The 24905-nt window shown below is 42.9% G+C and carries 24 protein-coding genes; 6 read left to right on the forward strand and 18 right to left on the reverse strand.

The annotated features are described in order from the left end of the window. Nucleotides 1-4 precede the first annotated feature (4 nt). Together LI074_RS00125 and LI074_RS00130 are read right to left on the reverse strand one after the other, a co-directional pair. The gene (locus LI074_RS00125) at nt 5-1486 is read right to left on the reverse strand and encodes a sensor histidine kinase (protein ID WP_173697567.1); all 1482 of its coding nucleotides are present in this window, start codon (nt 1484-1486) and stop codon (nt 5-7) included. Further along, nucleotides 1483-2502 carry a sugar ABC transporter substrate-binding protein gene (locus tag LI074_RS00130; protein ID WP_173697568.1) on the reverse strand — a complete coding sequence of 340 codons (1020 nt, stop codon included), beginning with the start codon at nt 2500-2502 and terminating at the stop codon, nt 1483-1485. The genes LI074_RS00125 and LI074_RS00130 overlap by 4 nt, the downstream gene beginning before the upstream one ends. Before the next feature lie 191 nt (nt 2503-2693). Here LI074_RS00130 and LI074_RS00135 point away from each other — a divergent pair, with 191 nt between their 5' ends. From LI074_RS00135 to LI074_RS00155, 5 genes are all read left to right on the forward strand, one after another. Beyond that, nucleotides 2694-3446, forward strand: a complete 753-nt coding sequence (locus tag LI074_RS00135; RefSeq protein ID WP_243868746.1) for a polysaccharide deacetylase family protein — start codon at nt 2694-2696, stop codon at nt 3444-3446. A gap of 124 nt (nt 3447-3570) precedes the next feature. Further along, on the forward strand, nt 3571-4278 hold the full coding sequence (locus LI074_RS00140; protein WP_020993606.1) for a YesL family protein: 708 nt from the start codon (nt 3571-3573) through the stop codon (nt 4276-4278). Further along, on the forward strand, nt 4275-5201 hold the full coding sequence (locus LI074_RS00145; RefSeq protein WP_173697569.1) for a TIGR01212 family radical SAM protein: 927 nt from the start codon (nt 4275-4277) through the stop codon (nt 5199-5201). Before LI074_RS00140 ends, LI074_RS00145 begins: the two co-directional genes overlap by 4 nt. Nucleotides 5202-5237: 36 nt before the next feature. Continuing rightward, on the forward strand, nt 5238-5750 hold the full coding sequence (locus LI074_RS00150) for a DUF4364 family protein (RefSeq protein WP_008706534.1): 513 nt from the start codon (nt 5238-5240) through the stop codon (nt 5748-5750). 201 nt (nt 5751-5951) lie between these two features. After that, on the forward strand, nt 5952-7271 hold the full coding sequence (locus LI074_RS00155) for a replication-associated recombination protein A (protein ID WP_026648237.1): 1320 nt from the start codon (nt 5952-5954) through the stop codon (nt 7269-7271). A gap of 41 nt (nt 7272-7312) precedes the next feature. Here the strand turns inward: LI074_RS00155 and LI074_RS00160 are convergent, their stop codons facing one another. The 9 genes from LI074_RS00160 to infC all read right to left on the reverse strand — a co-directional run bounded on the left by LI074_RS00160 (nt 7313) and on the right by infC (nt 14359). Further along, on the reverse strand, nt 7313-7936 hold the full coding sequence (locus LI074_RS00160; RefSeq protein ID WP_008706532.1) for a cytidylate kinase-like family protein: 624 nt from the start codon (nt 7934-7936) through the stop codon (nt 7313-7315). Between the two features lie 14 nt (nt 7937-7950). Next, nucleotides 7951-8661 (reverse strand): ABC transporter ATP-binding protein, encoded by a 711-nt coding sequence (locus LI074_RS00165; protein ID WP_020993607.1) that lies wholly within the window; start codon nt 8659-8661, stop codon nt 7951-7953. 12 nt (nt 8662-8673) lie between these two features. Beyond that, complete coding sequence (locus tag LI074_RS00170; protein WP_025578122.1) at nt 8674-9432, reverse strand: ABC transporter ATP-binding protein; 759 nt, start codon at nt 9430-9432, stop codon at nt 8674-8676. A gap of 3 nt (nt 9433-9435) precedes the next feature. Beyond that, complete coding sequence (locus LI074_RS00175) at nt 9436-10491, reverse strand: branched-chain amino acid ABC transporter permease (RefSeq protein WP_020993609.1); 1056 nt, start codon at nt 10489-10491, stop codon at nt 9436-9438. A 10-nt stretch (nt 10492-10501) separates the two neighbouring features. Beyond that, nucleotides 10502-11389 (reverse strand): branched-chain amino acid ABC transporter permease, encoded by an 888-nt coding sequence (locus LI074_RS00180; protein ID WP_008706530.1) that lies wholly within the window; start codon nt 11387-11389, stop codon nt 10502-10504. A gap of 248 nt (nt 11390-11637) precedes the next feature. Next, nucleotides 11638-12792 (reverse strand): ABC transporter substrate-binding protein, encoded by a 1155-nt coding sequence (locus LI074_RS00185; RefSeq protein ID WP_025578071.1) that lies wholly within the window; start codon nt 12790-12792, stop codon nt 11638-11640. A gap of 435 nt (nt 12793-13227) precedes the next feature. Beyond that, nucleotides 13228-13584 (reverse strand): 50S ribosomal protein L20, encoded by a 357-nt coding sequence (gene rplT / locus LI074_RS00190; protein ID WP_022380175.1) that lies wholly within the window; start codon nt 13582-13584, stop codon nt 13228-13230. 47 nt (nt 13585-13631) lie between these two features. Then, a complete protein-coding gene (gene rpmI / locus LI074_RS00195) occupies nt 13632-13829 on the reverse strand; it encodes a 50S ribosomal protein L35 (RefSeq protein WP_008706525.1) in 198 nt (65 codons plus the stop codon). A gap of 35 nt (nt 13830-13864) precedes the next feature. Beyond that, nucleotides 13865-14359 carry a translation initiation factor IF-3 gene (gene infC / locus LI074_RS00200; RefSeq protein ID WP_008706524.1) on the reverse strand — a complete coding sequence of 165 codons (495 nt, stop codon included), beginning with the start codon at nt 14357-14359 and terminating at the stop codon, nt 13865-13867. A gap of 604 nt (nt 14360-14963) precedes the next feature. Here infC and LI074_RS00205 point away from each other — a divergent pair. Then, nucleotides 14964-15293 carry a DUF1540 domain-containing protein gene (locus LI074_RS00205; RefSeq protein ID WP_008706523.1) on the forward strand — a complete coding sequence of 110 codons (330 nt, stop codon included), beginning with the start codon at nt 14964-14966 and terminating at the stop codon, nt 15291-15293. Nucleotides 15294-15439: 146 nt separating this feature from the next. Here the strand turns inward: LI074_RS00205 and ftsZ are convergent, their stop codons facing one another. The 7 genes from ftsZ to LI074_RS00240 form a co-directional block, all read right to left on the reverse strand. Then, nucleotides 15440-16618, reverse strand: a complete 1179-nt coding sequence (ftsZ, locus tag LI074_RS00210; RefSeq protein ID WP_008706522.1) for a cell division protein FtsZ — start codon at nt 16616-16618, stop codon at nt 15440-15442. A gap of 217 nt (nt 16619-16835) precedes the next feature. Continuing rightward, nucleotides 16836-17975, reverse strand: a complete 1140-nt coding sequence (locus LI074_RS00215) for a cell division protein FtsQ/DivIB (RefSeq protein ID WP_243280889.1) — start codon at nt 17973-17975, stop codon at nt 16836-16838. 19 nt (nt 17976-17994) lie between these two features. Continuing rightward, entirely contained in the window at nt 17995-19278 is a 1284-nt protein-coding gene (murA, locus tag LI074_RS00220; RefSeq protein WP_173697570.1) for a UDP-N-acetylglucosamine 1-carboxyvinyltransferase, read from the reverse strand. A gap of 80 nt (nt 19279-19358) precedes the next feature. Then, entirely contained in the window at nt 19359-20456 is a 1098-nt protein-coding gene (locus LI074_RS00225) for an FtsW/RodA/SpoVE family cell cycle protein (RefSeq protein ID WP_173697571.1), read from the reverse strand. Between the two features lie 86 nt (nt 20457-20542). Beyond that, complete coding sequence (gene murD, locus LI074_RS00230; protein ID WP_118616765.1) at nt 20543-21898, reverse strand: UDP-N-acetylmuramoyl-L-alanine--D-glutamate ligase; 1356 nt, start codon at nt 21896-21898, stop codon at nt 20543-20545. 54 nt (nt 21899-21952) lie between these two features. Then, nucleotides 21953-22909 carry a phospho-N-acetylmuramoyl-pentapeptide-transferase gene (mraY, locus tag LI074_RS00235; protein ID WP_025578129.1) on the reverse strand — a complete coding sequence of 319 codons (957 nt, stop codon included), beginning with the start codon at nt 22907-22909 and terminating at the stop codon, nt 21953-21955. 108 nt (nt 22910-23017) lie between these two features. Next, entirely contained in the window at nt 23018-24853 is a 1836-nt protein-coding gene (locus LI074_RS00240; RefSeq protein WP_173697572.1) for a peptidoglycan D,D-transpeptidase FtsI family protein, read from the reverse strand. Nucleotides 24854-24905 lie beyond the last annotated feature (52 nt).

Consider the following 24905-nt stretch of genomic DNA (forward strand, 5'->3'; position numbering starts at 1 on the left):
TCTCTTAGTTTTCCCGCACAGGTATATAGATCACCGTTTCCGTACCTTTTCCTTCACCTTCACTGTTAATTTCCATAAGCCCTGATTCCTCATAATAAAGTTCCAGACGACTGATCACATTATTCATACCGATTCCTGTAGAATCACCTTCTTCATTTCTGTGCTCTCTGTTTCCTGACAGAACACCCTCTATCTGTTCCTGCGTCATTCCCTTTCCATTATCTTTCACGCTGATACGTATATAATCTGCATCTCCTGTAACTGTGAGATGTATTTTTCCTTCCCATTCAATGTCACGTATTCCATGATTGACTGCATTTTCCACAACCGGCTGCAAAATCATACTTGGCATACGCACATTCTCCAGTGATTCATCCACCTCCTTGCTGAAATGGATATCTCCGGCGAACCGGACATTCAGAATATAAATATAGTTATCAACAGCCTCCAGTTCTTCTCCCAATGTGGCGTCTTCCTGTCCTTTTTTTACATTATAGCGAAAAAAATCCGCCATTTTCTCTACAAAAATCCCGGTCTGCTCTGCATCCTCCATCATTGCAAGCTGTGCTCCTGCATTCAGGGAATTAAACAGAAAGTGCGGATTGATCTGTGACTGAAGATATTTCAGCTGTGCTTCTTTCAGATGATTTTCCATAAGAAGCTCCCTCTCCATCATCTGCTGCTCTTTCTCCATACTTGCTTTTGTCCTTGCCATATACAGATCAAGATTCTCTACCATTGTATTAAACGCTCTGGTTACTGTTCCCAGTTCATCCTGTGCATCTGTATCGTGCATCTTTACATGGAAATTTCCCTGACCTACCAGTTGTGCTGTCTCTGCCATATTGGAAAGGGGAACAAACATATTTCTGGTGGCCTGGATGAGCAGAAGCATTCCACCGGCTACAATTATGATCATAATAACTGAATTGCTTATCTCCAGATATCTCATCACTGCACGAAGTACTGCATAAGTACTGGAGTTCTCCTGAAACATCAGGTTATTCAGTTCGTCAATAGATGACTGGATATATCTGTAAAGCTTTGTTGCATCATCATATTTACGCTTATACTGCTCAACGTTCCTTCCTCGTTTGGCAGCTACCGTTTCCGCAGTACAGTCCAGATATGTTTCCGACATTTTCCGGATATTCCGTTCCAGAATCTTTACGGGATCATTAATATTATCTTCATTAAGTTTCTCAAGTTCATTTCTGTATTTTGCCTCATTCTGATAATAATCAAGAAGTGTCTGAGAACTCTTAACCTTAAGATACTTATACATATTATCCTGTACTTTCTCAAATACCTGTGAAAGTTCGGTAAGCTCTGCATTACTGGCATAAACATTATCCATCTTTTGCATGGAATTATTGATCCGCACATAAAAAAGCATATTCATGGCAAAAAGAAGGACTGCGATCATACCCACCTCTATAACGATTTTACTGACCAGTGAAAAATCTTTCCAGCGCAGCTGCTTCATCCGGACACCCCCTTCCTTCTCATTTCCCGTACTGCATTTTTGTCCAGGAAATTAATATCTACATTATAATAGGAATTGGTCCTTCCATCCTTCTGATATGCTGTCAGAGCTTCTATACTGTATCTGCCAAGCTGCTCTGTATCCACATCACAGGTAACAGAGATTACTCCCTTTTCCACTGCTGTAAGAATATCTTCGGAACTGTAATATCCTATGATCGTAACCTTTCCTGCAAGATTAAAGTCCAGTACTGCCTGACGTGCGCATTCTGTAGTTTCCTCATCCATGCACACAAGAATATCCGGTACTTTATCTCTCTGCTGAAAAATATCTGTTACCGCTTCTTCTGTCTCAAAGGTCCCTGTTAAGCGAAGATTTTTTCCTGTTATCTGGATATTTTGCGAAGGACCCGCCTTTGCCTGGACTGCGTTGCTAATCTGTGTATATATCTGGCTCTGGTTCATATCATCAATATTTTTCTTCAACAGAATAAGAATACTTTCCGTATCCTCAGTCACATATTCCGCTACCTTTTCGCCATAGACACTTCCAAGCTGATAATCACTGACACCCACGAAACTCTGACGCTTGCTGTGAACTGCATCTCCCATTACAGTAACAACCGGAATTCCTTTCTGAACAGCCTCATTTATCTTCTCTTCCAGTCCCTGCTCCCCACTGTACTGCAGGATAATCCCATCTGAATTTGAAGCAATACTCATATTCATATAATCTAGCTTGCTGTAATCACTCTCTTTACCGCTACCTCTCAGTTCCAGGATTCCATCGCTCTTCTGTGCATATTCCTGCGCACAGTCATAAACAGCCTGCCAGAAAGAAGAATTCGGACTGTCTACGATCATATCGTATTTATATCTACACATAACTTCATTCTTCTCTTTCAGACTACTCCCCCCGGACAGTCCCTCACAATAAGACTCTCCTATCATATAAAAAAGCACTAAAATTCCTGCCAGTGCAAAGAAAACCAGCAGTTTTGTCCGTTTCTTTTTCATCTCAATCTCCGTAAATTCTTTCTTCTATATTTTGCAGAATCTATTATACAATAAATCGGTATGAATTGCTTTCTTTTTTTCATATACTGTAATGATTACATCTGCCACCTGCTGTCTCTTTCATTCTGACACAGATATTCACACCCTGTGTTCCGGAGTCAGAGGGATATTTTTATGAGGAGTATCTTTTCATGAAGCGGACTTTAATATTTTTTGAAATATTATGCATGATTTTTTTCCTGCTCTTTTCTTCTGCTGACAAACGCACACAGTTCCTTACTTCACTGGCAGGTCCCGGTATGCTTTCCCTTGTAAAACAGACATCTGCAAAAGCTACAGCTTCTGAGAATTTTTCAACTGACACCACCGCCGGGCTTCCCGTCGAAGAACCTCCCAGAATCGCACTGACCTTTGATGACGGTCCTAATGCCCGGTATACCCCCATACTTCTGGATGGATTAAAAAAAAGAAACATCCGGGCATCTTTCTTTCTGATAGGCGAGAACATTGAAGGAAACGAAGACATACTCCTGCAAATGCGAAAAGACGGACATCTTATCGGAAATCACACCTGGGATCATGTACAGCTTGACAAGATACCGGCGGAGAAAGCCAGACTGGAAATTGAAAAAACAAATAACAGAATCTATGAAGCTTCCGGAATTTACCCTTCTTATGTACGACCGCCTTTCGGCGCATGGATCAAGGATATGGAACTTTCTGTCACCATGCTTCCCGTATTCTGGGATGTAGATACCCTGGACTGGAAAAGCAAAAACATCGATTCTATCCTGTCTATCGCCCAGACACAGGTTCATGACGGTTCTATCATCCTAATGCATGACGGCTATCAGACATCTGTGGATGCAGCCCTGAAAATCGCTGATCTTTTTACTGAAAAAGGCTATGTTTTTGTCACTGCAGACCAGCTCCTGCTCACATAAAAGATTTGCTTTTTCCTGCCTGATTCGTTATACTGTTATACAAAGCTTGTACAGATTTCTCTGTAGCAGGATTATCCGCAGAGTATGCTGTACATCATTATATACAAAAGGAGTAATTAAACGAATGGACAGACTATTTAACATGGACAACAAATTCTTCACCGTCATGGGACGCGTGGCTGATCTTATTATGCTTAATGTGGTCTTTCTGATCTGTTGTCTGCCAATCGTGACTATTGGTGCGTCACTGACTGCACTCCACTATGTCACACTGAAAATGGCACGTAACGAAGAATCTTATATTATCAGAAGCTTCTTCAAATCCTTTAAGCAGAACTTCAAACAGGCAACTGTCATCAATCTTATCATGCTTGCAGTTGCAGCTATCCTTTACATGGATCTGCGTATTGTAGGCAATATCGACGGAACAATGTCTCAGGTACTGTATATCGTTTTCTTTGCATTTGGTATCCTTTATATGATGGTATTTCTGTATATTTATCCGGTGCTTGCCAAATTCTACAACTCCATCAAAAACACCTTCCGCAATGCATTCCTGATGGCTATCCGTCATCTTCCGTATACAGTCCTGATGGCAGTCATCACTCTGTTACCTGCAGGCGTGTTTTTTATCAAAAGTTTCCGCATACAGTCCATGGCCATCATGCTTCTGTGCATGTTTGGATTTGCACTGGAGGCATTTATCAACGGACATTTTCTGGTAAAGATTTTTGATAATTATATTCCGGCAGATGCAGATACCCAGGATACAGACCTTCAGAACGGAAACTCTGCTGAAACTTCATCAGCAGAAAATGATCACACAGTATGACCAAATGGGGAGAGAAACCATACCACTCTCTGGACTATATGCTGAGAGAGCGGTTTGGAGAAAAGGTTTATAAGGTCACGCTAAATGGCGGCATGTCCTGTCCCAACAGGGACGGTAAGATTGGAACCCGCGGCTGCATCTTCTGCAGCGCAGGAGGAAGCGGAGATTTCGCTGCAGATGCCGCACTTTCCATCACTGACCAGATAGAAAGCCAGATCAGTATCCTTTCACAGAAACGTCCGATTCATAAATATATTGCCTATTTCCAGGCGTACACAAATACCTACGCACCTGTGGAATATCTGGAGAAAATTTTTACAGAAGCAATCTCTCATCCAAAGATAGTTGCTCTTTCCATCGGCACCAGACCAGACTGCCTCAGTCCTGAAATCGTGACACTTTTGTCCCGGTTAAATAAACAGAAACCTGTCTGGATTGAACTTGGACTTCAGACGATCCATGAGTCCACTGCCAGGTATATCCGAAGGGGATATCCTCTCTGCGTTTTTGATGATGCCGTAAAACGCCTGCGAAAAGAAAATATCGAAGTAATCGTGCATACAATCCTCGGATTGCCCGGTGAAAACACAGCAGATATTCTGGAAACTATGAAATACCTCAACCATATGGATATTCAGGGAATCAAACTGCAGTTACTTCATGTGCTTCGCGGCACTGATCTGGCAGCAGATTACGAGAAAGGACTGTTTCAAACTTACGAACGGGATGAATACATCTCTCTCCTTATAAACTGTCTGGAACATCTCAGACCGGATATGGTTATACATCGCATCACAGGCGACGGCCCCAAAGATCTGCTGATCGCACCACTGTGGGCAAGCCGTAAACGTGAGGTATTAAATATGCTGCATCACAGGATGAAAGAAGAACAAAGCTACCAGGGAAGACTGTTTTCGCACTAAAAGATTCTCTGCTACTCTATGCAAAGGAGGGATAAAATGGCAACACCATTCACAGTTTACAAATTAATCGTATTATACATGCTTCAGAATACCGAAAATACCCTGACAAATTCGCAGATTTCGGAATTTATCCTGGACCGGGAATATACAAACTATTTCCATCTCCAGCAGGCAATCTCAGAACTGGTAGAAGCAGAACTGATCACCATGGACACCCGTTCCAATGTCTCCCATTACCGGATTACCGAAGATGGCATAAAGACTCTCTCCTTTTTCCAGAAAGATCTCTCTCCTGAGATCAAACAGGAAGTCAGGGAATACCTGAAATCCACCGGCTTCAAAGCCCAGGAGCGAATCGTCACTCCTGCCGATTATTACATCACCAAACAGGGAACCTATTCTGTAAGATGCCAGCTCATCGAAAAGGGCAACTCCCTCATCGACCTGAACATCGCAGCTCCTAACCTTGAGGCAGCACAGTCGATCTGCAAAAAATGGTCCACACATTACCAAGAAATATACGGAAAAATAATGGAAGAGCTCTTATAATGCTCTTCCTTTTTATTTCCTAATCTTTACAAAAAAACAGGGATACGTTATACTAAAACAAATATACGTTCTATAACACTCCTCGTAAATAATGTATATTGATTAAGAGACTTGCTATAATTTGTCAGAAATGCTTTATGTTACTATAAACACGAAATGAAATGTGACTGTTTTATCATCATATTCTATGGAGAAAAAACTATGGATTTATTTGAATACGCCAAATCAAAAACCCTGGACCAGGAATCCCCTCTGGCATCCAGACTACGCCCCACAACTCTGGATGAAGTTGTAGGGCAGCAACACATCATCGGAAAAAACACCTTATTATACAGGGCTATCAAAGCTGACAAACTGACCTCCGTCATCTTCTACGGCCCTCCCGGAACCGGCAAGACCACCCTGGCAAAAGTAATCGCCAACACTACCAGTGCAGAATTCACCCAGATCAACGCCACTGTAGCAGGCAAAAAAGATATGGAAGCAGTTGTAAAAGAAGCCCAGCAAAACCTGGGTATGTACGGCAAAAAAACAATCCTCTTCATAGACGAGATCCACCGCTTCAACAAAGGCCAGCAGGACTATCTCCTCCCATTCGTAGAAGACGGAACCATCATCCTCATCGGTGCCACAACAGAGAATCCATACTTCGAAGTCAACGCTGCTTTAATCTCCCGTTCCATCATCTTCGAACTGAAATCCCTGGAGATCTCCGAAGTCAAAGAACTCATCCTTCGCGCAGTCAACGACAAAACAAAAGGAATGGGAAACTATAAAGCCCGGATAGATGAAGACGCCCTCGACTTCCTTGCAGACATGGCAGGCGGCGACGCCAGAAATGCCCTCAATGCCATCGAACTGGGCATCCTCACTACCCCACGTAGCGAAGACGGTCTCATCCACATCACCCTGGATGTGGCATCTCAGTGCATCCAGAAACGCGTCGTCCGCTACGACAAAAACGGAGACAACCACTATGACATCATCTCCGCCTTCATCAAAAGCATGCGTGGCTCAGACCCTGACGCAGCAGTCTACTACCTTGCAAAAATGCTCTACGCCGGAGAAGACGTCAAATTCATAGCCCGAAGAATCATGATCCTCGCCTCCGAAGACATCGGAAACGCCGATCCACAGGCCCTCTGCGTAGCAGTCGCCGCAGCCCAGGCAGTAGAACGCGTAGGAATGCCCGAGTCCCAGATCATCCTCTCCCAGGCAGTCACCTACATGGCCTGCGCCCCCAAAAGCAACTCCGCAGTCAACGCCATCTTCGCTGCCATGGACTCCGTCAAACGCACAAAAACCACAGTCCCGCCCCATCTCCAGGACGCCCACTACGGCGGCCACGAAAAACTGGGCCACGGCATCGGCTACAAATACGCCCACGACTACCCAAACCACTACGTACACCAACAATACCTCCCCACCGAAATCCAGGGAGAACACTTCTACGAACTCTCAGAAATGGGCTACGAAAAAACCCTAAAAGAATACCAGAACAAAATCAAATCCCAGTCTTAATCCCAAAAAGGGCAGCCTCCAAAGAGAGACTGCCCTTTTCATCATTTAATTCCCATAACGTTCATCTGCGCCAAAATCGCATCCACACATTTCTCAAATCCAAGCTTTCCTGCATTCAGACACAGATCATAATTCGTCGCATCACTCCAGTCCCCACCGGCAAATTTACGATAATAATCCTGCTTTCTCTTATCATCCCTGCGAAGAAACTTCTCAATCTCCTCATCACTGCCGCTGATCTTCTCTCTGGACTTCTCCACACGAAACTCCCAGGGTGCATGAACAAACACTCTCAAAGTATTCGGTCTGTCCTTAAACACATAATTCACACAACGCCCAACAATCACACAGGATTCCTTCTCTGCCAGATCCGTTGCAATCTTCGCCTGATAATTAAAAATATTCTCATCAGAAACGAATCCCTTCTGATCCGGTGCGATCAGATCTCCTTTATATAACCCTGTCTTATTAAACAGAGATGCCTTCACACTGGAGCCTTCCTCCACCTGTCCAAAAAGCTTCACATCAATCCCGCTCTCATCAGAAGCCATCTGAATGATCTGCTTGTCATAGAAAGAAACTCCCAGTTTCTCTGCCAGCATCTTACCGACGGTACGTCCGCCGCTTCCATACTGTCTCGCAATGGTAATTACAAAATTCTCCATAAAATCCCTCCTGTTTACTCTCCAAGATAAGCTTTCTGAACAGATTCATCATGAAGAAGATCACTTGCCTTACCTTCCAGTGTAATCCTTCCGGTCTCAAGGACATAAGCTCTGTCAGCAATAGAAAGAGCCTTCTTCGCATTCTGCTCAACCAGAAGAACCGTTGTTCCACTCTCACTTACCTCTTTAATGATATCAAAGATCTCATTTACAAAGATCGGTGAAAGGCCCATGGACGGCTCGTCCATCAGAATAATCTTCGGCTGGCTCATCAGCGCACGTCCCATGGCGAGCATCTGCTGCTCACCACCACTTAAGGTACCTGCAGTCTGATTCTGACGTTCCTTCAGACGCGGAAAACGTTTATATACTTTCTCAATGGTCGCATCAATCTCATTTTTATCAGATCTTGTAAAAGCACCCATCTTCAGATTCTGAAGAACAGTCATATTTGCAAACACACGTCTTCCTTCCGGAACATGTGCCATACCCATTGTTACAATCTTGTGAGGCGGAACCTTTGTGATATCCTGTCCGTCATAAATAATATGTCCTGATTTTGCACGAAGAAGCCCTGTCACTGTATGCAGAGTAGTAGTCTTACCGGCACCATTGGCACCGATCAGAGCAATAACTTCACCTTCATTTACAGAGAAAGAAACACCCTTCAATGCCTGAATCATTCCATAATAAACCTGTATGTCCTGTACTTCCAGTAATGCCATCTGTCTCTCCTCCTATTCTCCAAGATATGCCTTGATAACTTCCGGATCATGGAGCACATCTGAAGTCTTGCCCTGTCTCAGAACATGACCGAAGTTCAGTACAGTCAGCTCCTCACAGATACCTGAAACCAGCTTCATATCATGCTCGATCAGAAGAATGGTCATATCAAAGTTATCACGAACAAAACGGATGGTATCCATCAGTTCCTCAGTTTCATTGGGGTTCATACCTGCAGCCGGCTCATCCAGAAGAAGAAGCTTCGGCTTTGTTGCCAGTGCTCTGGCAATCTCCAGCTTTCTCTGTTTACCATAAGGAAGGTTGGATGCAAGGATATCTGCCTCTTTGTCCAGATCAAACACTTTAAGAAGCTTCATTGCTTCCTCATTCATGGTTTTCTCAACCTTAAAGTATTTCGGAGTATGTACAATACTTGTAAAAAGGCTGTATTTATCATGATTGTGAAGTCCTGCCTTTACATTGTCCAGCACACTCATCTGATGGAACAGACGGATATTCTGGAATGTTCTGGCGATTCCCGCCTTGTTGATATCAATGGTACTCTTTCCGGTGATATCCTGTCCGTCCAGATTGATGATTCCCTCGTCCGGCTTATACACACCTGTAAGAAGGTTAAAGATTGTAGTCTTACCGGCACCATTCGGACCAATCAGACCATAAAGCTGTCCTTTCTCGATGGAGACATGGAAATCATCCACTGCATGAAGACCGCCGAATGAAATATTTAAATGATTTACTTCTAGCAATGCCATAGCTTATGCCTCCTTTTTCTTAAATTTACTGAAAAGACGCTCTCTCATCTCGATTGCCTTAGGTGCCCAGTTGATCAGCATCATTACGATCAGCACGATTGCATAGAACAGCATACGGTAATCACTGAGTCCACGCAGAAGCTCAGGAAGAAGGTTCAGAATCACTGCCGCAATAATAGAACCACGCATATTTCCAATTCCACCGAGAACTACGAATACCAGGAACATGATAGACATGTTATAACCAAAGTTCTTCGGAAGTGCTGTTAAAGTTGCAAGATTATGAGCATAAAGCACACCGCCGATACCGGCTAATGCTGCTGAGATTGCAAATGCTTTCAGTTTATACTTTGTGATATCAATACCAATTGATTCCGCTGCAATACGGTTATCACGGATTGCCATGATCGCACGTCCGTCTCTGGAATTGATCAGGTTCAGAACTACGAATAAAGTAACCAGGATCAGAATCACACCTATAGTAAAGGTTGACTGTCTCGGTGTACCTGTGATACCCATGGCACCACTGATGATCATTTTTCCACCAGGCTCCATTCCAAGAGACATCTGGTCTTTCATGGAAAAATGGATTCCGTTGCTGTCAATTCCTACATAAAGCACATTGATGATATTCTTAATGATCTCACCAAATGCCAGTGTTACGATAGCAAGGTAGTCACCTTTCAGACGAAGTACAGGAATACCGATCAGGAATCCAAAGATACCTGCACATACAGCTCCGATGATCAGAGCAACGAAGAAACGAAGTCCTGCATTTGTAAATGTATCCATAGTTGCCTTTGTAAATGCTGCACTGGTGAAAGCACCGATACACATAAATCCGGCATGTCCAAGACTTAACTCACCCAGAATACCAACCGTCAGGTTCAGGGAAAGAGCCAGGATAATATATACACAAAGAGGCACCAGAAGACCCTGCATCAGGTTGGAAAGCAGATTCCCTGCGATCATTCCCTGTACGATCAGATATGCTGCAAGAACCATTCCGTATGTAATGAGATTGCTTTTTGTTGTTTTGTTTAATTTCTTCTTTTCCATGTCTGCCACCTCACACTTTCTCCTGAATGTTCTTACCAAGAATACCGGTAGGTTTCACAACCAAAACTACGATCAGAACACCGAATACAATGGCATCAGCCATCTGTGAAGAGATATAAGCTTTACCAAAAATTTCCAGGATACCCAGAACAACACCTCCGATAAAGGCTCCCGGGATAGATCCGATACCGCCAAATACAGCTGCAACGAATGCTTTGATACCAGGCATAGCACCTGTATATGGTGTCAAAGACGGGTATGCAGAGCAGAGAAGCACACCTGCGATTGCTGCAAGTCCGGAACCGATTGCAAAAGTAATGGAGATTGTTTTGTTTACGTTAATACCCATTAACTGGGCAGCGCCTTTATCCTCAGATACGGCAAGCATTGCCTGTCCTGTTTTTGTCTTGCTGATAAAGAGCATCAGACCTGCCATGATTAGGATACCACCGATAATGGTTACGATGGTTACACCAGTGATCACGATAGAACCACCTGCAAGTTTCAGGGATGGAAGACTGATCACGTTACTGAATGATTTGGTATCTGCTCCCCAGATCAGAAGAGCCACGTTCTGAAGCAGGTAGCTGACACCAATTGCTGTAATCAGAACAGCCAGAGGTGAAGCTGCATTACGCAGTGGTCGATACGCAACGCCTTCGATTACAACGCCCATGAGTGTACAGATGATAATGGACAGCAGGATGGCTAAAATCGGATTTAATCCCATGCCGCTGACTGCGACATAAACTACATAAGAGCCGACCATGATAACATCTCCATGAGCGAAGTTCAGCATTTTAGCGATTCCGTATACCATGGTATAACCAAGGGCGATGATCGCATATACACTTCCGAGGCTGATACCACTGATAAGATATGATATAAAACTACTCATAGAAGTCTTTCCTTTCTTATATTTAAATAATTTTATTGTGTGTAAAACTGGCAGATTTGCCTTTAGCGAAATCTGTCTTGTTTATTTTGCCAAAAGTAAATCTGTCATTAACGCATTAATGTAATAACGTATTAGGCAACAGGGCTGTCTGCATAATTCAGACAGCCCCGTTGGCATGCAACCATTGTCCACTCCAGGAACAATCGCATTTTATTTCTTATGAAATCTTTTCAGTTATTTCAATTTCATTATTCCATTGCTGCGTAAGCACCATCTTTGATTTCTACAGCTTTCGGAGCTTTGTTCGGCTCACCGTCTTCTGTCCATGTGATCTCGTCACCTGTAACACCTTCAAGTGTGATCTCGGTCATGCCTTTTTCAAGTGCTGCACAGATATCTGCAACATCCATGTCTGCTTTTACATCTTCTTTTTCTGCTGCTGCTTTGACTGCGTATACTGCATCATAAGCATCTGCTGCGAACTGGTTTGGTGTGTCTTTGTAAGCATCTTTGTATGCTTTTACAAAGTTCTGGGTTTTCTCATCTGTAGAATCTGCTGCAAATGGTGTAAGAAGCATCAGCCCCTCTGCAAGAGATGTATCAAAGTTTTCTACACCAAGGATACCGTCCATACCGTCGCATCCGAAGAATTTAGTTTCAAATCCCATGCTGTCTGCCTGTGCAAGGATCAGGGAAGCTTCTGTATAATAAATCGGAAGGAATACTAATTCAGCACCACCGTCTTTTGCTTTCTGAAGCTGTACGGAGAAGTCTTTATTGTTATCAGCAGTAAATGCTTCGGAAGATACGATTTCAATACCCTGATTAGCTGCTTCTGCTGTGAAGTTCTGTGTGATACCTGATGAATATACATCAGAGCTATCGTAGATAATAGCTACTTTTGTAGCAAGTTTATGCTCTCCAATGTACTGAGCTGCTGCAGTACCCTGGTTCGGGTCAGAGAAGCATACACGGAATACGTTCGGATTAGCAACACACTCTGTTGCAGATCCGGATGGAGTAAGCTGGAACATATTGTCTGCTGCTGTTTCATTTGCTACAGCTACACAAGGTGTGGAAGTAACTGTACCAACCAGGACGTTCATTCCCCAGTCTTTTAATGCGTTGTAAGCGTTCAGGGTTTTCTCAGCATCGTTTTCATCATCTTCAAATTTGAACTCTACCTGATATCCGTTGATTCCGCCGTCTTCGTTTACTTCATTGATTGCAAGCTCTGTTGCGTTCTTTACAGCCTGTCCATAGATTGCTGCTGCTCCGGTTACAGGTCCGATTCCACCGATCTTAAATGTAGCATCGTCTGCAAATACAGATACAGGTGCAACTGTTGACATTACCATTGCTGCTGCCGCAGTAACACTGATGATTTTTTTCAGGTTTTTCATAATAAAATCCTCCTTATATTTTGTCAGTCCTTTCGTCCCTCTTACGGCTCATAAGATTAGCTTCCGTTACCATTCATTCCACCTGGTACATCATTTTTGATGTTATAAATTCCGCAAGTTCATTTATTATGTAGAGGAACTGAAAAGTAACAAAAAGCCAACTGGGTTCCCAGCCGGCTTTGGCTTCCACTGACACTTTAATATGTTGCTGTTTTGAATTATATCACCATATATTTGACCATGCAAGAAAAACTTTATGGAAATTTAAGATTTTTCCGTCTTTCATGGACACTTGACCGTACCGCGCACGCAATTTTATCCCATTCATCGAAAAATGCATTAAAAAAGGTACACACAGAAACCGTAACAATTTCTATGTGTACCTCAAAATTCTGATTTAATTTATCAAATCTTATGTCTCTCTAAAACCGACAATTATGCAATTGCTTTTTTAGCAATCTCAGCAAGTGCTGTAAATCCTTCTGCATCGTTTACTGCAAGTTCAGCAAGCATCTTTCTGTTGATGTCGATGTTTGCAACTTTCAGTCCGTGCATCAGTTTGCTGTAGGATAATCCGTTCATTCTTGCTGCTGCGTTGATACGAGCGATCCAGAGCTGTCTGAACTGACGTTTTTTCTGCTTTCTTCCTGCATAGGAGCTAGCAAGTGCTCTCATTACAGACTGTTTAGCAACTCTATACTGTTTGGAACGGGCTCCTCTGTAGCCTTTTGCCAGTTTTAATGTACGATTATGTTTTTTCTTTGCGTTTAATCCGCCTTTAATTCTTGCCATTTCTTAAATTTCCTCCTGTTTGTCTATCTTCAATGAATAAATGCTTCTTATAAATATGGTAATGCTTTCTTCATGCTCTTAACATTAGTAGCATCAACAACAGTAGATTTTCTCAGATTTCTTTTTCTTTTCTGAGATTTCTTTGTTAAGATATGGCTCTTATAAGCTTTATTTCTTACTAATTTTCCTGTACCTGTTTTTTTGAAACGCTTTGCTGCTGCTCTGCAAGTTTTAATTTTTGGCATTGTTAATTCCTCCTTAAACTGTATCTCTATTATATTTAACGTTTTTCCGTTAAAAACATGGTCATGCTTCTGCCTTCAACCTTCGGTGCCTTCTCCACTGTTGCCACATCTGCAAGCTGCTTTGCAAAATCATCAAGCACATGTCTGCTGCTTGCCATATGTGCCATTTCTCTTCCGCGGAAACGTAATGTTACCTTTACTCTGTCACCCTTGGAGAGGAACTTTCTGGCGGCGTTGACTTTCGTATTCAGGTCATTGGTATCAATGTTTGGAGAAAGTCGCACTTCTTTGACATCGATGGTCTTCTGCTTCTTCTTGGCTTCTTTTTCTTTTCTTGCAAGCTCATAACGGTATTTACCATAATCGATGATCTTACATACCGGCGGTTTCGCCTGCGGGGCAATTTTTACCAGGTCAAGCCCTGCCTCCTGAGCTTTGAACATTGCTTCTTTCGCGGACATGATTCCAAGCTGTTCTCCGTCCGAACCGATTAAGCGTACCTCTTTGTCTCTGATCTGTTCGTTAATCATTAAATTGCTAATTGTAGTGCACCTCCATACCTGTTAGATAGATTCTAATGACTTCTCGTCGCCCTCATTTACATAAAAAAAGCGTGGACAAAATCCACACTCCGCTATCACACTGCTGATATCTTTTCTTCTTAATCTGCGGAACAATCTCCTTATTCCTGCCAACCTTAAATATCAGCCTTCTCTGTGCAATATAAACCCAAGCCGCTAAACTAAATGCGCTGAGGTGAGAGTGGAACTCTGCTTTGTTTTCTTACGTACTTGTATAAGATACCATGTTCAGTCTGCTATGTCAAGTACTTTTTACATTTTCTTTATTTTTTTAGATCTCATGTTACTGTTCACACACCACTATTCCGCGAGGTGTTTTGGCATGAATATGCCAAAATCCCGAGACATACAGGCCAAAATTCCATTGCCGCAGGCAATCTGGAATGAATTTTGGCTACGTTACTGTGAACGGAGTGAACAGTAACAATCTCATGTATATTTTCTCTCAAACTGCACATCCTATCTCCGAAGCTTATTCAATGTAACTGTTCAGTACTCTTGCACTACAGCAGTATTGAATAGTTATCTCAGATTTTTTCAGGAGGGTAACTCTATGACAATTCTTAAATGTTCAGCAATGACCTGTGTTTACAACAAAGAACAGCTCTGTTCAAAGGGTGATATTGACGTGACAGGCGAAAATGCTACTTCTGCAAATGAGACAAGCTGCGGCAGTTTCCGAGAGAGAACCGGCAGTTCCATGAAAGACAGTTATACAGATGACTGTGGCTGCGACAAAATCCAGATCGACTGCAAAGCCCATAACTGTACCTATAATGATAACTGCAAATGTACAGCATCCTCCATTCAGGTAGACGGCTCTAATGCACATGCATCTTCCGATACAAGATGTGACACCTTCCAGTGCCATTGTGGCGCATAATATCAACATCATGGCAACAGGATTTTCACCCGTATATCAGGGATAATGAACTTCCCTGATCCGGTCAAAAAAAGAGACATGTCCATCTATATGGAATATGTCTCTTTTGTCTGTCTGTAAATTATTTCACTGCAAAACAGATAATCCTATCTGTTTCTTAAGAAATCCGGAATCTGGATATCCTTCTTCTGAACAGTGCTTGACGGAGTCTTAGATGCTCCAAATGGTGTGGCATTCATAGTTGGAAGGCTGAAGCTAGGCATGTTCATACCGCTTCCTGCTGCAGTTCCGGCTGTTGCTGTACCTGTCGTTGCTGTGGAAGAAGGTCTTCTTGCACCAAAGGAAGAAGCTGTGCTTCTTTTTCCGAAAGGGGTCTGCTGAAGGTTATCATCATTCAGACCTGTTGCAATCACTGTGATTCTGCAGTAGTCAGCAACTGTATCATCATACATGGCACCAAAGATGATGTTTGCTTCCTCACCTGTAAGCTCCTGTACATAGCTTGCAGCATCATTGGCATCCATAAGAGAAATATCTCCGGAAATATTAATGATAACATGTGTAGCACCTTTGATGGTTGTCTCAAGAAGTGGAGAAGATACGGCCTGCTGTACAGCTTCCATAGCTTTGTCGTCTCCTCTTGCTTCACCGATACCGATATGGGCAATTCCCTTGTCTGTCATTACAGTCTGAACGTCTGCAAAGTCAAGGTTAATCAGAGCCGGCAGATTGATCAGGTCTGTAATGCCCTGTACTGCCTGCTGCAGAACTTCATCAGCCTTCTTCAGAGCTTCCGGCATGGTTGTTCTGCGATCTACAACTTCCAGTAATTTATCATTCGGGATAACGATTAATGTATCCACTGCTTTCTTCAGATTCTCAATGCCTGCAAGTGCATTATTCATACGAGTTCTTGCTTCAAAACGGAAAGGTTTTGTAACAACGCCAACTGTAAGGATACCCATTTCTTTCGCTGCTGCTGCGATAACAGGTGCAGCTCCGGTTCCGGTTCCGCCTCCCATACCACAGGTAACGAATACCATATCCGCACCTTCCATTAACTGTTTTACTTCTTCAATGCTCTCCTCTGCTGCTTTCTGTCCAACCTCAGGCTGGGCTCCTGCACCAAGACCTTTGGTAATCTTCTCGCCAATCTGAAGTACAGTTGGAGCTTTGCACAGAGTTAAAGCCTGCTTATCAGTATTAACACCTACAAACTCTACTCCGCCGATGGCCTCTTCCACCATTCTGTTTACTGCATTATTTCCGGCTCCACCTACACCGATCACTATGATCTTGGCAGATGATTCAGCCTCGTTTGACATAATCTCTAACAACGTACTTCCTCCTTTATTTATACCTGATATCCTTTTCAGTGATTTATATCAAAGTTACATATAGATATATCATATATTTTTTTTGAGAATTAATCAACCATTAATTTTGTTTTTTTATACTTTTTTCACTCTTTTTCGGCAATTCCGGTAAATATGTTGTATCAGTGTACGGAGCCTTCTCTGATCTCAAAGTTTCCATATACTATCAATATCCCTCAGAATCATCCCCCTGATAATCACTGTTATCTTCTGTATAATCACCATATCCATCTGAATCATCTGAGTTTCCGTCGTCATATGATGAATCACTTTCTCCATCTTCTGAGATATCAGAACTCTGGTCATCTGCGGAACTTTCATCTCCTGAACCATCTCCCGACTCATCAGATGCCGCATCCAGAGATTCCTGTGTAGGCTTCGGTCCCACATAATTACCGGATTCGTCATACTCACCTGCTCCGGTATAATCCCCTTCCTCATCATAACCGCCATTCCAGTTCTCAATTGCTTCCTCAAGAGCAGTCTTCGGTTTTGCACCTACATAATTACCATCCTCGTCATACTCACCGTCTCCGGTATAATTGCCATCTTCATCATAACCGCCATTCCAGTTCTCAGCAGTAACTTCTTCCTGTTCCAGTTCTTCTTCAAAGGTATTGGACTCCGTAGCCACACTCTCCATATGAAGAATACCTTTTTTTCCCTGAATTTTGGGCAAAATCGCTATCACTCGGTTCATCTTCTCTTCCAGATCAGCATCTTTTCCAAGCTGAACAGTTATATCCCCATAGATGAGGCTGATAGAATAGCTGCTGTCAAACTGGATATGATCGGGGATCATATCATTTTTCTGAAAGATTGTAGACAATGCTACAGCTGTATTCAGTACAGTATCTCCTTTAATATCCAGTTTCTCATCCATCACGATGCTGTTCACCTGAATTCCGTCAAAATACGGAACCGTCTCATCTCTGTTCTGAGAACCCTCCACAAAAATGCCATTTCTGTCAAAATAAATGTAACTGTCAAGATATCGGATGCATCCGACTGTTTTTTTCTCTTTTACGCTGATACAAATGGTATTTCGGTTCAGCTGGGTAACTTTAAATGCATCTACATATGCAATGTCCTCTGTATTTGTAGTGCTGTAGAGCAGTGGTGCAAGGACCGAATTGGAAGCCATCGGTCCCCGAAGCACCATATTCTTTACTTCTTCGTCTGTATAATGGGAAGTTCCCCTCACCTCAACAGTATCTACTTTATAATAGGAAAAAAATACTATCACAGCGACCATAACTCCGGCGCCTATCATACCTGCCAGCATCTTCTTCGTCCTTTTACTCATAGGAGGTCTTTTCCCATAATTACTTTCTCTCATAAATCCTCAAATCCTCTGTCCCCGGCTGCCATATTCTGCAGCCCAAAGTCCGTAAATCTTCACAGATATGCTCATAGCCCCTGCTGATAAACCCGGCTCCTGTAACACAGGTTTCTCCCTCTGCCATAAGTGCGGCAATGAGCAGGGCTGCACCACCTCTGAGATCTCCTGCCTGTACCTGTGTTCCCTTAAGAGTTTTTCCCCCTCTTATGATTGCCTGGTTTCCGCTTACGGAAATATCTGCGCCCATTTTTTTCATCTGAAAAGCACTGCCAAATCTCCGGTCAAAAATATTTTCCCGTATGGTACTCTGTCCCTGCGCACCTGTCAGCACCGCCATCAACGGAGCCTGCAGATCTGTGGGAAAACCCGGATAAATTTCTGTTTCTACTAAAACAGCCGGTCTGACAGCATTCTTTCCATTGACCTCTAGTGTACCACCATTTACTTGATATTGTCCACCTATTTTCCGATATACTTCCATAAACGACTGCAGCTCCTCCACAGGTACATCATGAAGAATAATCTTACTTCTTGCTGCCGCAGCCGCACACAGATAGGTACCTGCAACAATACGATCCGGAGGAATACGGTAGTCTCCGCTTTTCAGTTCATCCACTCCTCTAATCGTAATTTCACCGGTTTCTTCTCCTTCTATCAGTGCTCCCATTGTTTTCAGATATCTGCAGAGCCAGAAAACCTCCGGTTCTTTCGCACAATTATAAAGATGTGTTACACCTTTTGCAAGAACTGCTGCCAGTATTGCCTGTTGAGCAGCTCCCACACTCGATTTCGGAAACACAATATCCTGCCCTTCAAATCTGACACATTCTCCATCCAGGCCTGATGCATTTTCCCGGACATCCGCGCCAAGTGCTCTCAGTGCCATAAGATGGAGATCTATTGGTCTTTTCCCGATCGTACATCCGCCCGGATACCCTATCCTGCATTTCCTGTTTCTTGCAAGCACCGCACCTGCCAGAATGATTGAAGAACGCATTCTGCCTGTATAGACTGCAGGAATTTCTGTTCCGTCTGCGCAGGAACAATCCAGATAAAGATCATGATCGTCCCACCAGATCACTGCACCAAGACTTTTCAAAATCTCTTCCATACAGAAAACATCTGAAATTCTGGGGCATCCCCTCAGAATGCTTAGTCCTCTGTGCATCAGAGATGCGGCTATCATTGGAAGTGCTGCATTTTTAGATCCCTGTATAAAAATCTCTCCGCTGAGAGAAGCTTTACCTGTCACATGGATTTCATCCAACCTTTTGCTCCCAAAGAGTCTCTTACTTTACAGTTTATGGCTTTTTCTATTATATGTTACGTCATTCTGAAACCTGTAATTCAATTTATCCTGTCACATTTCCCAACATTCATCGCAAGTCCCATTTCCCCAAGAAGAAACACTGCCGAAGTTCCTCCATAGCTGATAAAAGGCAGCGTAATGCCTGTATTGGGGATTGTATTGGTCACCACTGCAATATTCAAAATAACCTGAAGAGCCAGATGCCCCATAATCCCGCAACAGATAAGAGCTCCGGCCAGATCTTTTGCATGCATGGCAGCCACACCCAGCCGCCACAGAAGCATTGCAAACAGAAAAATCAGAAAGATAGCTCCGGCTGCTCCCATTTCCTCACATATAATCGAAAAAATCATATCATTCTGCGCTTCCGGAACAAATCCAAGTTTCTGCAGACTGTTTCCAAATCCTCTGCCGAATATTCCGCCGCTGCCGATGGCATACAGTCCCTGGATCGTCTGAAATCCTTTTTCATATTTCTCCGGATTTCTCCAGATTGCAAGACGTTCCAGACGATAGCTCTCTGCAGCAAGAAAAACAGCTATGAAACCTGCACCTGCGCTGCCAAGCCCGATAAATTCCAGATATCCCGGATTGGATACAAAAATCAGGATTCCACCGATACCCAGAATAATGATCGCTGTACTCAGATTATTTGAACCTACAAGACCAATGATCGGCAGCAGGGTCAATATTGTCCTGCACATAAATCCAAGGCCCATGGTTGCTTTTTTTGTACGCTCGATCTGCCATGCAAGAAAAAGGATTACAGCAACTTTCGCAAACTCTGAAGGCTGAAAAGATAAAGGTCCAAGATTCAGCCATCTTTTTGAGCCGTTGATCTCCTGACCTACAAAAAGTACTGCGCCGGACAAAAACATTGAAATCAGATATGCCACTGGTCCCAGCCTCAGAAAAAAATGATAATCAATGGAAGAAACCATATACATTACTCCCATACCCAATGCTGTGGCAAATAACTGTTTCTTAAAATAACAGGCAGAGTCGCCGAAACGTACTCTGCCATTATATTCACTGGAGCTGAATAATACTGCCAGGCCAAAAATCACAAGCAGTACTATCAGTACCAGCATCGTCATATCTGTTTTTGATAAATCTGTCGCTCTTTTTCGCGCCATCTGTTTCTCCGCAAAATTATCTATAGCCGGTCACTGCAGCTTCGTCTTTCTCTGCCGGACAGCTATAATTCTTACTTATAGATATTCTACAGATTTCTTACATATTCCTTGAACATATCTCCACGCTGTTCATAGTTATCAAACTGTCCCCAGCTTGCACATGCGGGAGAAAGCAAAACAGCATCTCCAGGCTGTGCTTTCTCCTCACATACCTTTACTGCCTCTTTCAGATCTTCGCAGAGGATGATGTCATGGAAACCATGTTTCTCAGCAGCTTCTTTGATTTTCTCCTTTGTCTGACCGATCAGCACCAGATAACGTACCTTTCCGTCAAATGCCTCAATCCATTCATCATAACCGGACTGTTTATCATAACCGCCGCCAATCAGAAGTGTCGGACGGTTCATTGCCTGGATTCCTTTAATTGCCGCATCCGGGTTAGTTCCTTTGGAATCATTATAATATACAACGCCTTTTTTCTCTGTCACATATTCGATTCTGTGTGCAACAGCTGTAAATTCACAGATGCTCTTACGGATGCTGTCCAAGGATACTCCATCGTAGTAAGCCATTGCAACTGCGGCCATAACATTCTCAAAATTGTGTTTTCCAAGAAGCTTCAGATCTTCTGTCTTAACTACTTCGATTTCTTTTTCTCCGTCCTTCAGGATGATTTTGTTTCCATCCAGATAAATTCCCTCATCCAGTTTACGTCCGCTGGAGAAATATACCACTCGTGGAGTCAGATGTTTTCCAAACTCACGCAGAACCTCATCTTCATAATTCAGCACGCATACATCTTCTGTGCCCTGATTCTCAGTGATCAGTTCTTTCACACGTATATACTCTTCCATTGTATGATGACGGTTCAGATGGTCCTCTGTAATATTCAGGATTGCAGATACCTTTGGTGCAAACTCATCAATCGTTTCCAGCTGAAAACTGCTGATTTCTGCAACAGTTACAGAGTTTTGCTTCATCTCCAGTGCTTTGGAAGTATATGGGGTTCCGATATTGCCGACTACAAAAACAGACTCACGTGCATCCTGCATAATTTTTCCAAGAAGTGCTGTTGTAGTAGTTTTTCCGTTTGTTCCTGTGATGGCAAGTACTTCGCCGTCACCTACTCTGTATGCCAGTTCTACCTCTCCCCATACCGGAAGCCCCTGCTCATAAAAACTCTTTACAAGTGGAAGATCTGTCGGCACTCCGGGGCTTAAAACTACCAGATCAAGACTGTCCTGTACTTCTTTCGGAAGTTCTCCTGCATATACAGTGACCGGATATGTCCCATCTGTTTTATGTACAACTGCGTCTTTATCTGTTTCGGCATTTCCGTCATAGATAACCGGAAATGCTCCTACCTTTGCCAGAAGGTCAGATGCTCCGATTCCGCTTTTTCCGGAACCGAATACAAGTACCTTTTTTCCCTGTAATTCCATAATAATTTTCCTCCCTTTTATCAGCATAACGCTGAAATCTGCTTAGACAAAATCTTACAGTGCCAGCAGTGCGACCATACACATAACCGCTGTAATAACTGAGAATACCGCAACTACACGTGTTTCAGACCATCCGCATAACTCAAAATGATGATGGATCGGTGCCATCTTAAAAATACGCTTTCCATGTGTTGCCTTGAAATAAGTTACCTGAATGATAACGGAAAGTACTTCGATCAGATAGATCAGACCCACGATCAGGATAAATAACGGCATCTGCATCACATAAGCCGTACCTGCAACAAAACCACCCAGTGCCAGAGAACCTGTGTCTCCCATAAACACTTTTGCCGGATATACATTAAACAACAGAAATCCCATCAGACCTCCCACAACTGCACCTGTGATCGGCTCGATCCCCGATTTCATTCCAATAGAAACTACTGTAAAAAATACTGCAACGATCAGAGTCACACTGGAAGCAAGACCATCCAGACCATCCGTAAAATTAACTCCATTCACAGTACCGATCACAGCAAAGAAAAGAACCGGAACTGCCAGCCATCCAAGATTCAGGAAATGTCCGCTCCAGAATGGGATTCTCATAGTCAGTGAGATATCTGTATACTTAACAATATAAAATACAAAAATCGCAGTCAGAACTACCTGAAGTAAAAATTTCTGCCATGGCAGCAGTCCGTCTGAGCGTTTCAGCACAACCTTCAGATAATCATCCAGAAATCCGATAATTCCAAATCCAAGAGTCAGGAACAGTACCGGAATGATCTTCGGATAATCCCCTACATAAAATAATGCAGTTATCGCTGTGGCGATCAGAAAGATCACTCCACCCATTGTAGGTGTTCCTGCTTTCTTTAAATGGGACTGTACGCCCTCTGTTCTTTCTGTCTGGCCCATCTTCAGTCTCCGGAGAAAAGGAATGATGACCGGTCCTAATACAACGCTGATTGCAAAAGAAATCAGCACAGGGATTACAACTTGAAATTCCATCTTACACCTCGTTCATTCTTTCGTTTTTTCCTGAAAGTTTTTTACTTTCAGATTTCTTTTAGTATAAGGCTTTTTTGCTTATTTATCAACCCTGCCTGCGGAATTTCCCTAATTGCCTTCTGTAGAAAAATCAGAAACATCACTTTTTTCAATTCCAAGATATGGCAGGATATTCTCAAAAATACCACGTATCACAGGTGCAGCTACTGTCCCTCCATAATAGATTCCTTTCGGATCATGAATAATACACAGTCCCAGTATCTTCGGATCTTCTGCAGGTGCAAATCCCAAAAAAGAGGAAATATAACGATTTGCACTTCTTGGCAGTGTCTGAGAAGTGGCAGTTTTCCCACCGATGGCATATCCTTCAATTTTTGCATTTTTTCCGGAGCCCTGAGATACTACTGTTTCCAGGATTTCTCTTATTTCCTTCGAAGTCTCTTCAGAGACAATTCCTTCCTTTACCGGAAAAATCAGTTTCTCACCCTCTGTTCTGTCAGGATTTAACACTGCGACTCCAAAATGCGGTGTCACCCGTCTGCCTCCGTTTATAAGTGAACTTACTGTTGCAGCCAGCTGAACAGGCGTAATCTGAAAAGACTGTCCAAAAGAAACCGTTGCCAGTTCCACTTCTCCCATATTTTTCTTCTGATGCATAATAGTTCCTGCCTCTCCCGGAAGATCTGTCCCGGTTTTATCCAGAAGTCCAAACTGTCTGAAATACTTATAATAACGTTCTACCCCAAGGCGAAGCCCCACCTCTATAAACACAGGGTTACAGGAATTCTGTGCACCTTCCACAAAATTCTGGGATCCATGTCCTGTTCTTTTTGCACAGTGGATTCTGCGATCCTCCACCACTTTATATCCGGGACAATAAAAACGGTCCCCCGGTGAAACAACACCAGCCTCCAGTCCGGCTGCCATGGTGATGATTTTAAATGTGGAGCCCGGTTCATAAGTATCATTCAGGCAGGGATTTCTCCACATCTGATTCAGTAATTCCTGCTTTCTTTCTGTATTTGTTTTTCCTGATGCAGTCTGCACTGCCAGTTCACTTTGTTCATTGTGATCTTCCGACGGTATTGTTATCCCGGATTCATTTAACTGCATATTCAGATCATCTGTCAGGGTAAAAGGATCATTCAGGTCAAATTCCGGCACATTGACACATGCATATATTTCGCCGTTCTGTGGATTCATCAGCAGGATAGATACACGTTCTGCCTGCTTTTCCTCCATTACTTTCAAAGCTGACTGCTGCGCAAATTCCTGAATATTTACATCAAGGCTGATTATCAGGCTTTTCCCCTCTATCGGTTTTTCCCTTGTCTCACCCAATTTATCAATTTCCACACCCCTGGCATCTGTTGTTGTCAGGATTTTACCCGGCTGTCCCCTCAGGATTTCTTCATATTTCACTTCCAGACCGATAATTCCCTGATTATCACCTCCCGTAAATCCAATGACTTTTGAAGCCAGACTTCCACATGGATAGTAACGCTTATAATCCTCATCAACTTTCACCCCTGCCAGACTGCACTCTCTTATCTCATCACCTGTACTTTTTTCCACATTTGTCTTTACTATTTCTATGGAAGAGATTTTCTCCACTCTTTTTCTCACTTCTGCCTCATCTATTTTCAGTTTTTCAGACAGCAGGGCGATTACTTTTTCAGGTTCTTTAATCTGACTGTGGATCACAGAGATTGTACATACCGTCCTGTTTGATGCCAGAACTTTTCCCCTTGCATCCAGAATCTCCCCTCTGGCCGCTTTGATCTCTCTCTCTCTTTCGTGAAGTTCTTTTGCTTTCTTATAATAATAGTCTGATCTGAAACACATAAGATATACCAGTCTTCCGATAAGGCCTGTCATCATTAAAATACAGCAGAGTAATACCACCCATATTTTTCTCTTGTGAAACGTCATATTTTTTTTCATAAAAAAAGCTCCGCAGAGATTGTCATAACAATATATGACCATTCTCTGCGGA

Origin of the sequence: Blautia sp. MSK18_10 (assembly GCF_020553185.1) — a bacterium.
Taxonomy (GTDB): Bacteria; Bacillota; Clostridia; order Lachnospirales; family Lachnospiraceae; genus Blautia_A; species Blautia_A wexlerae.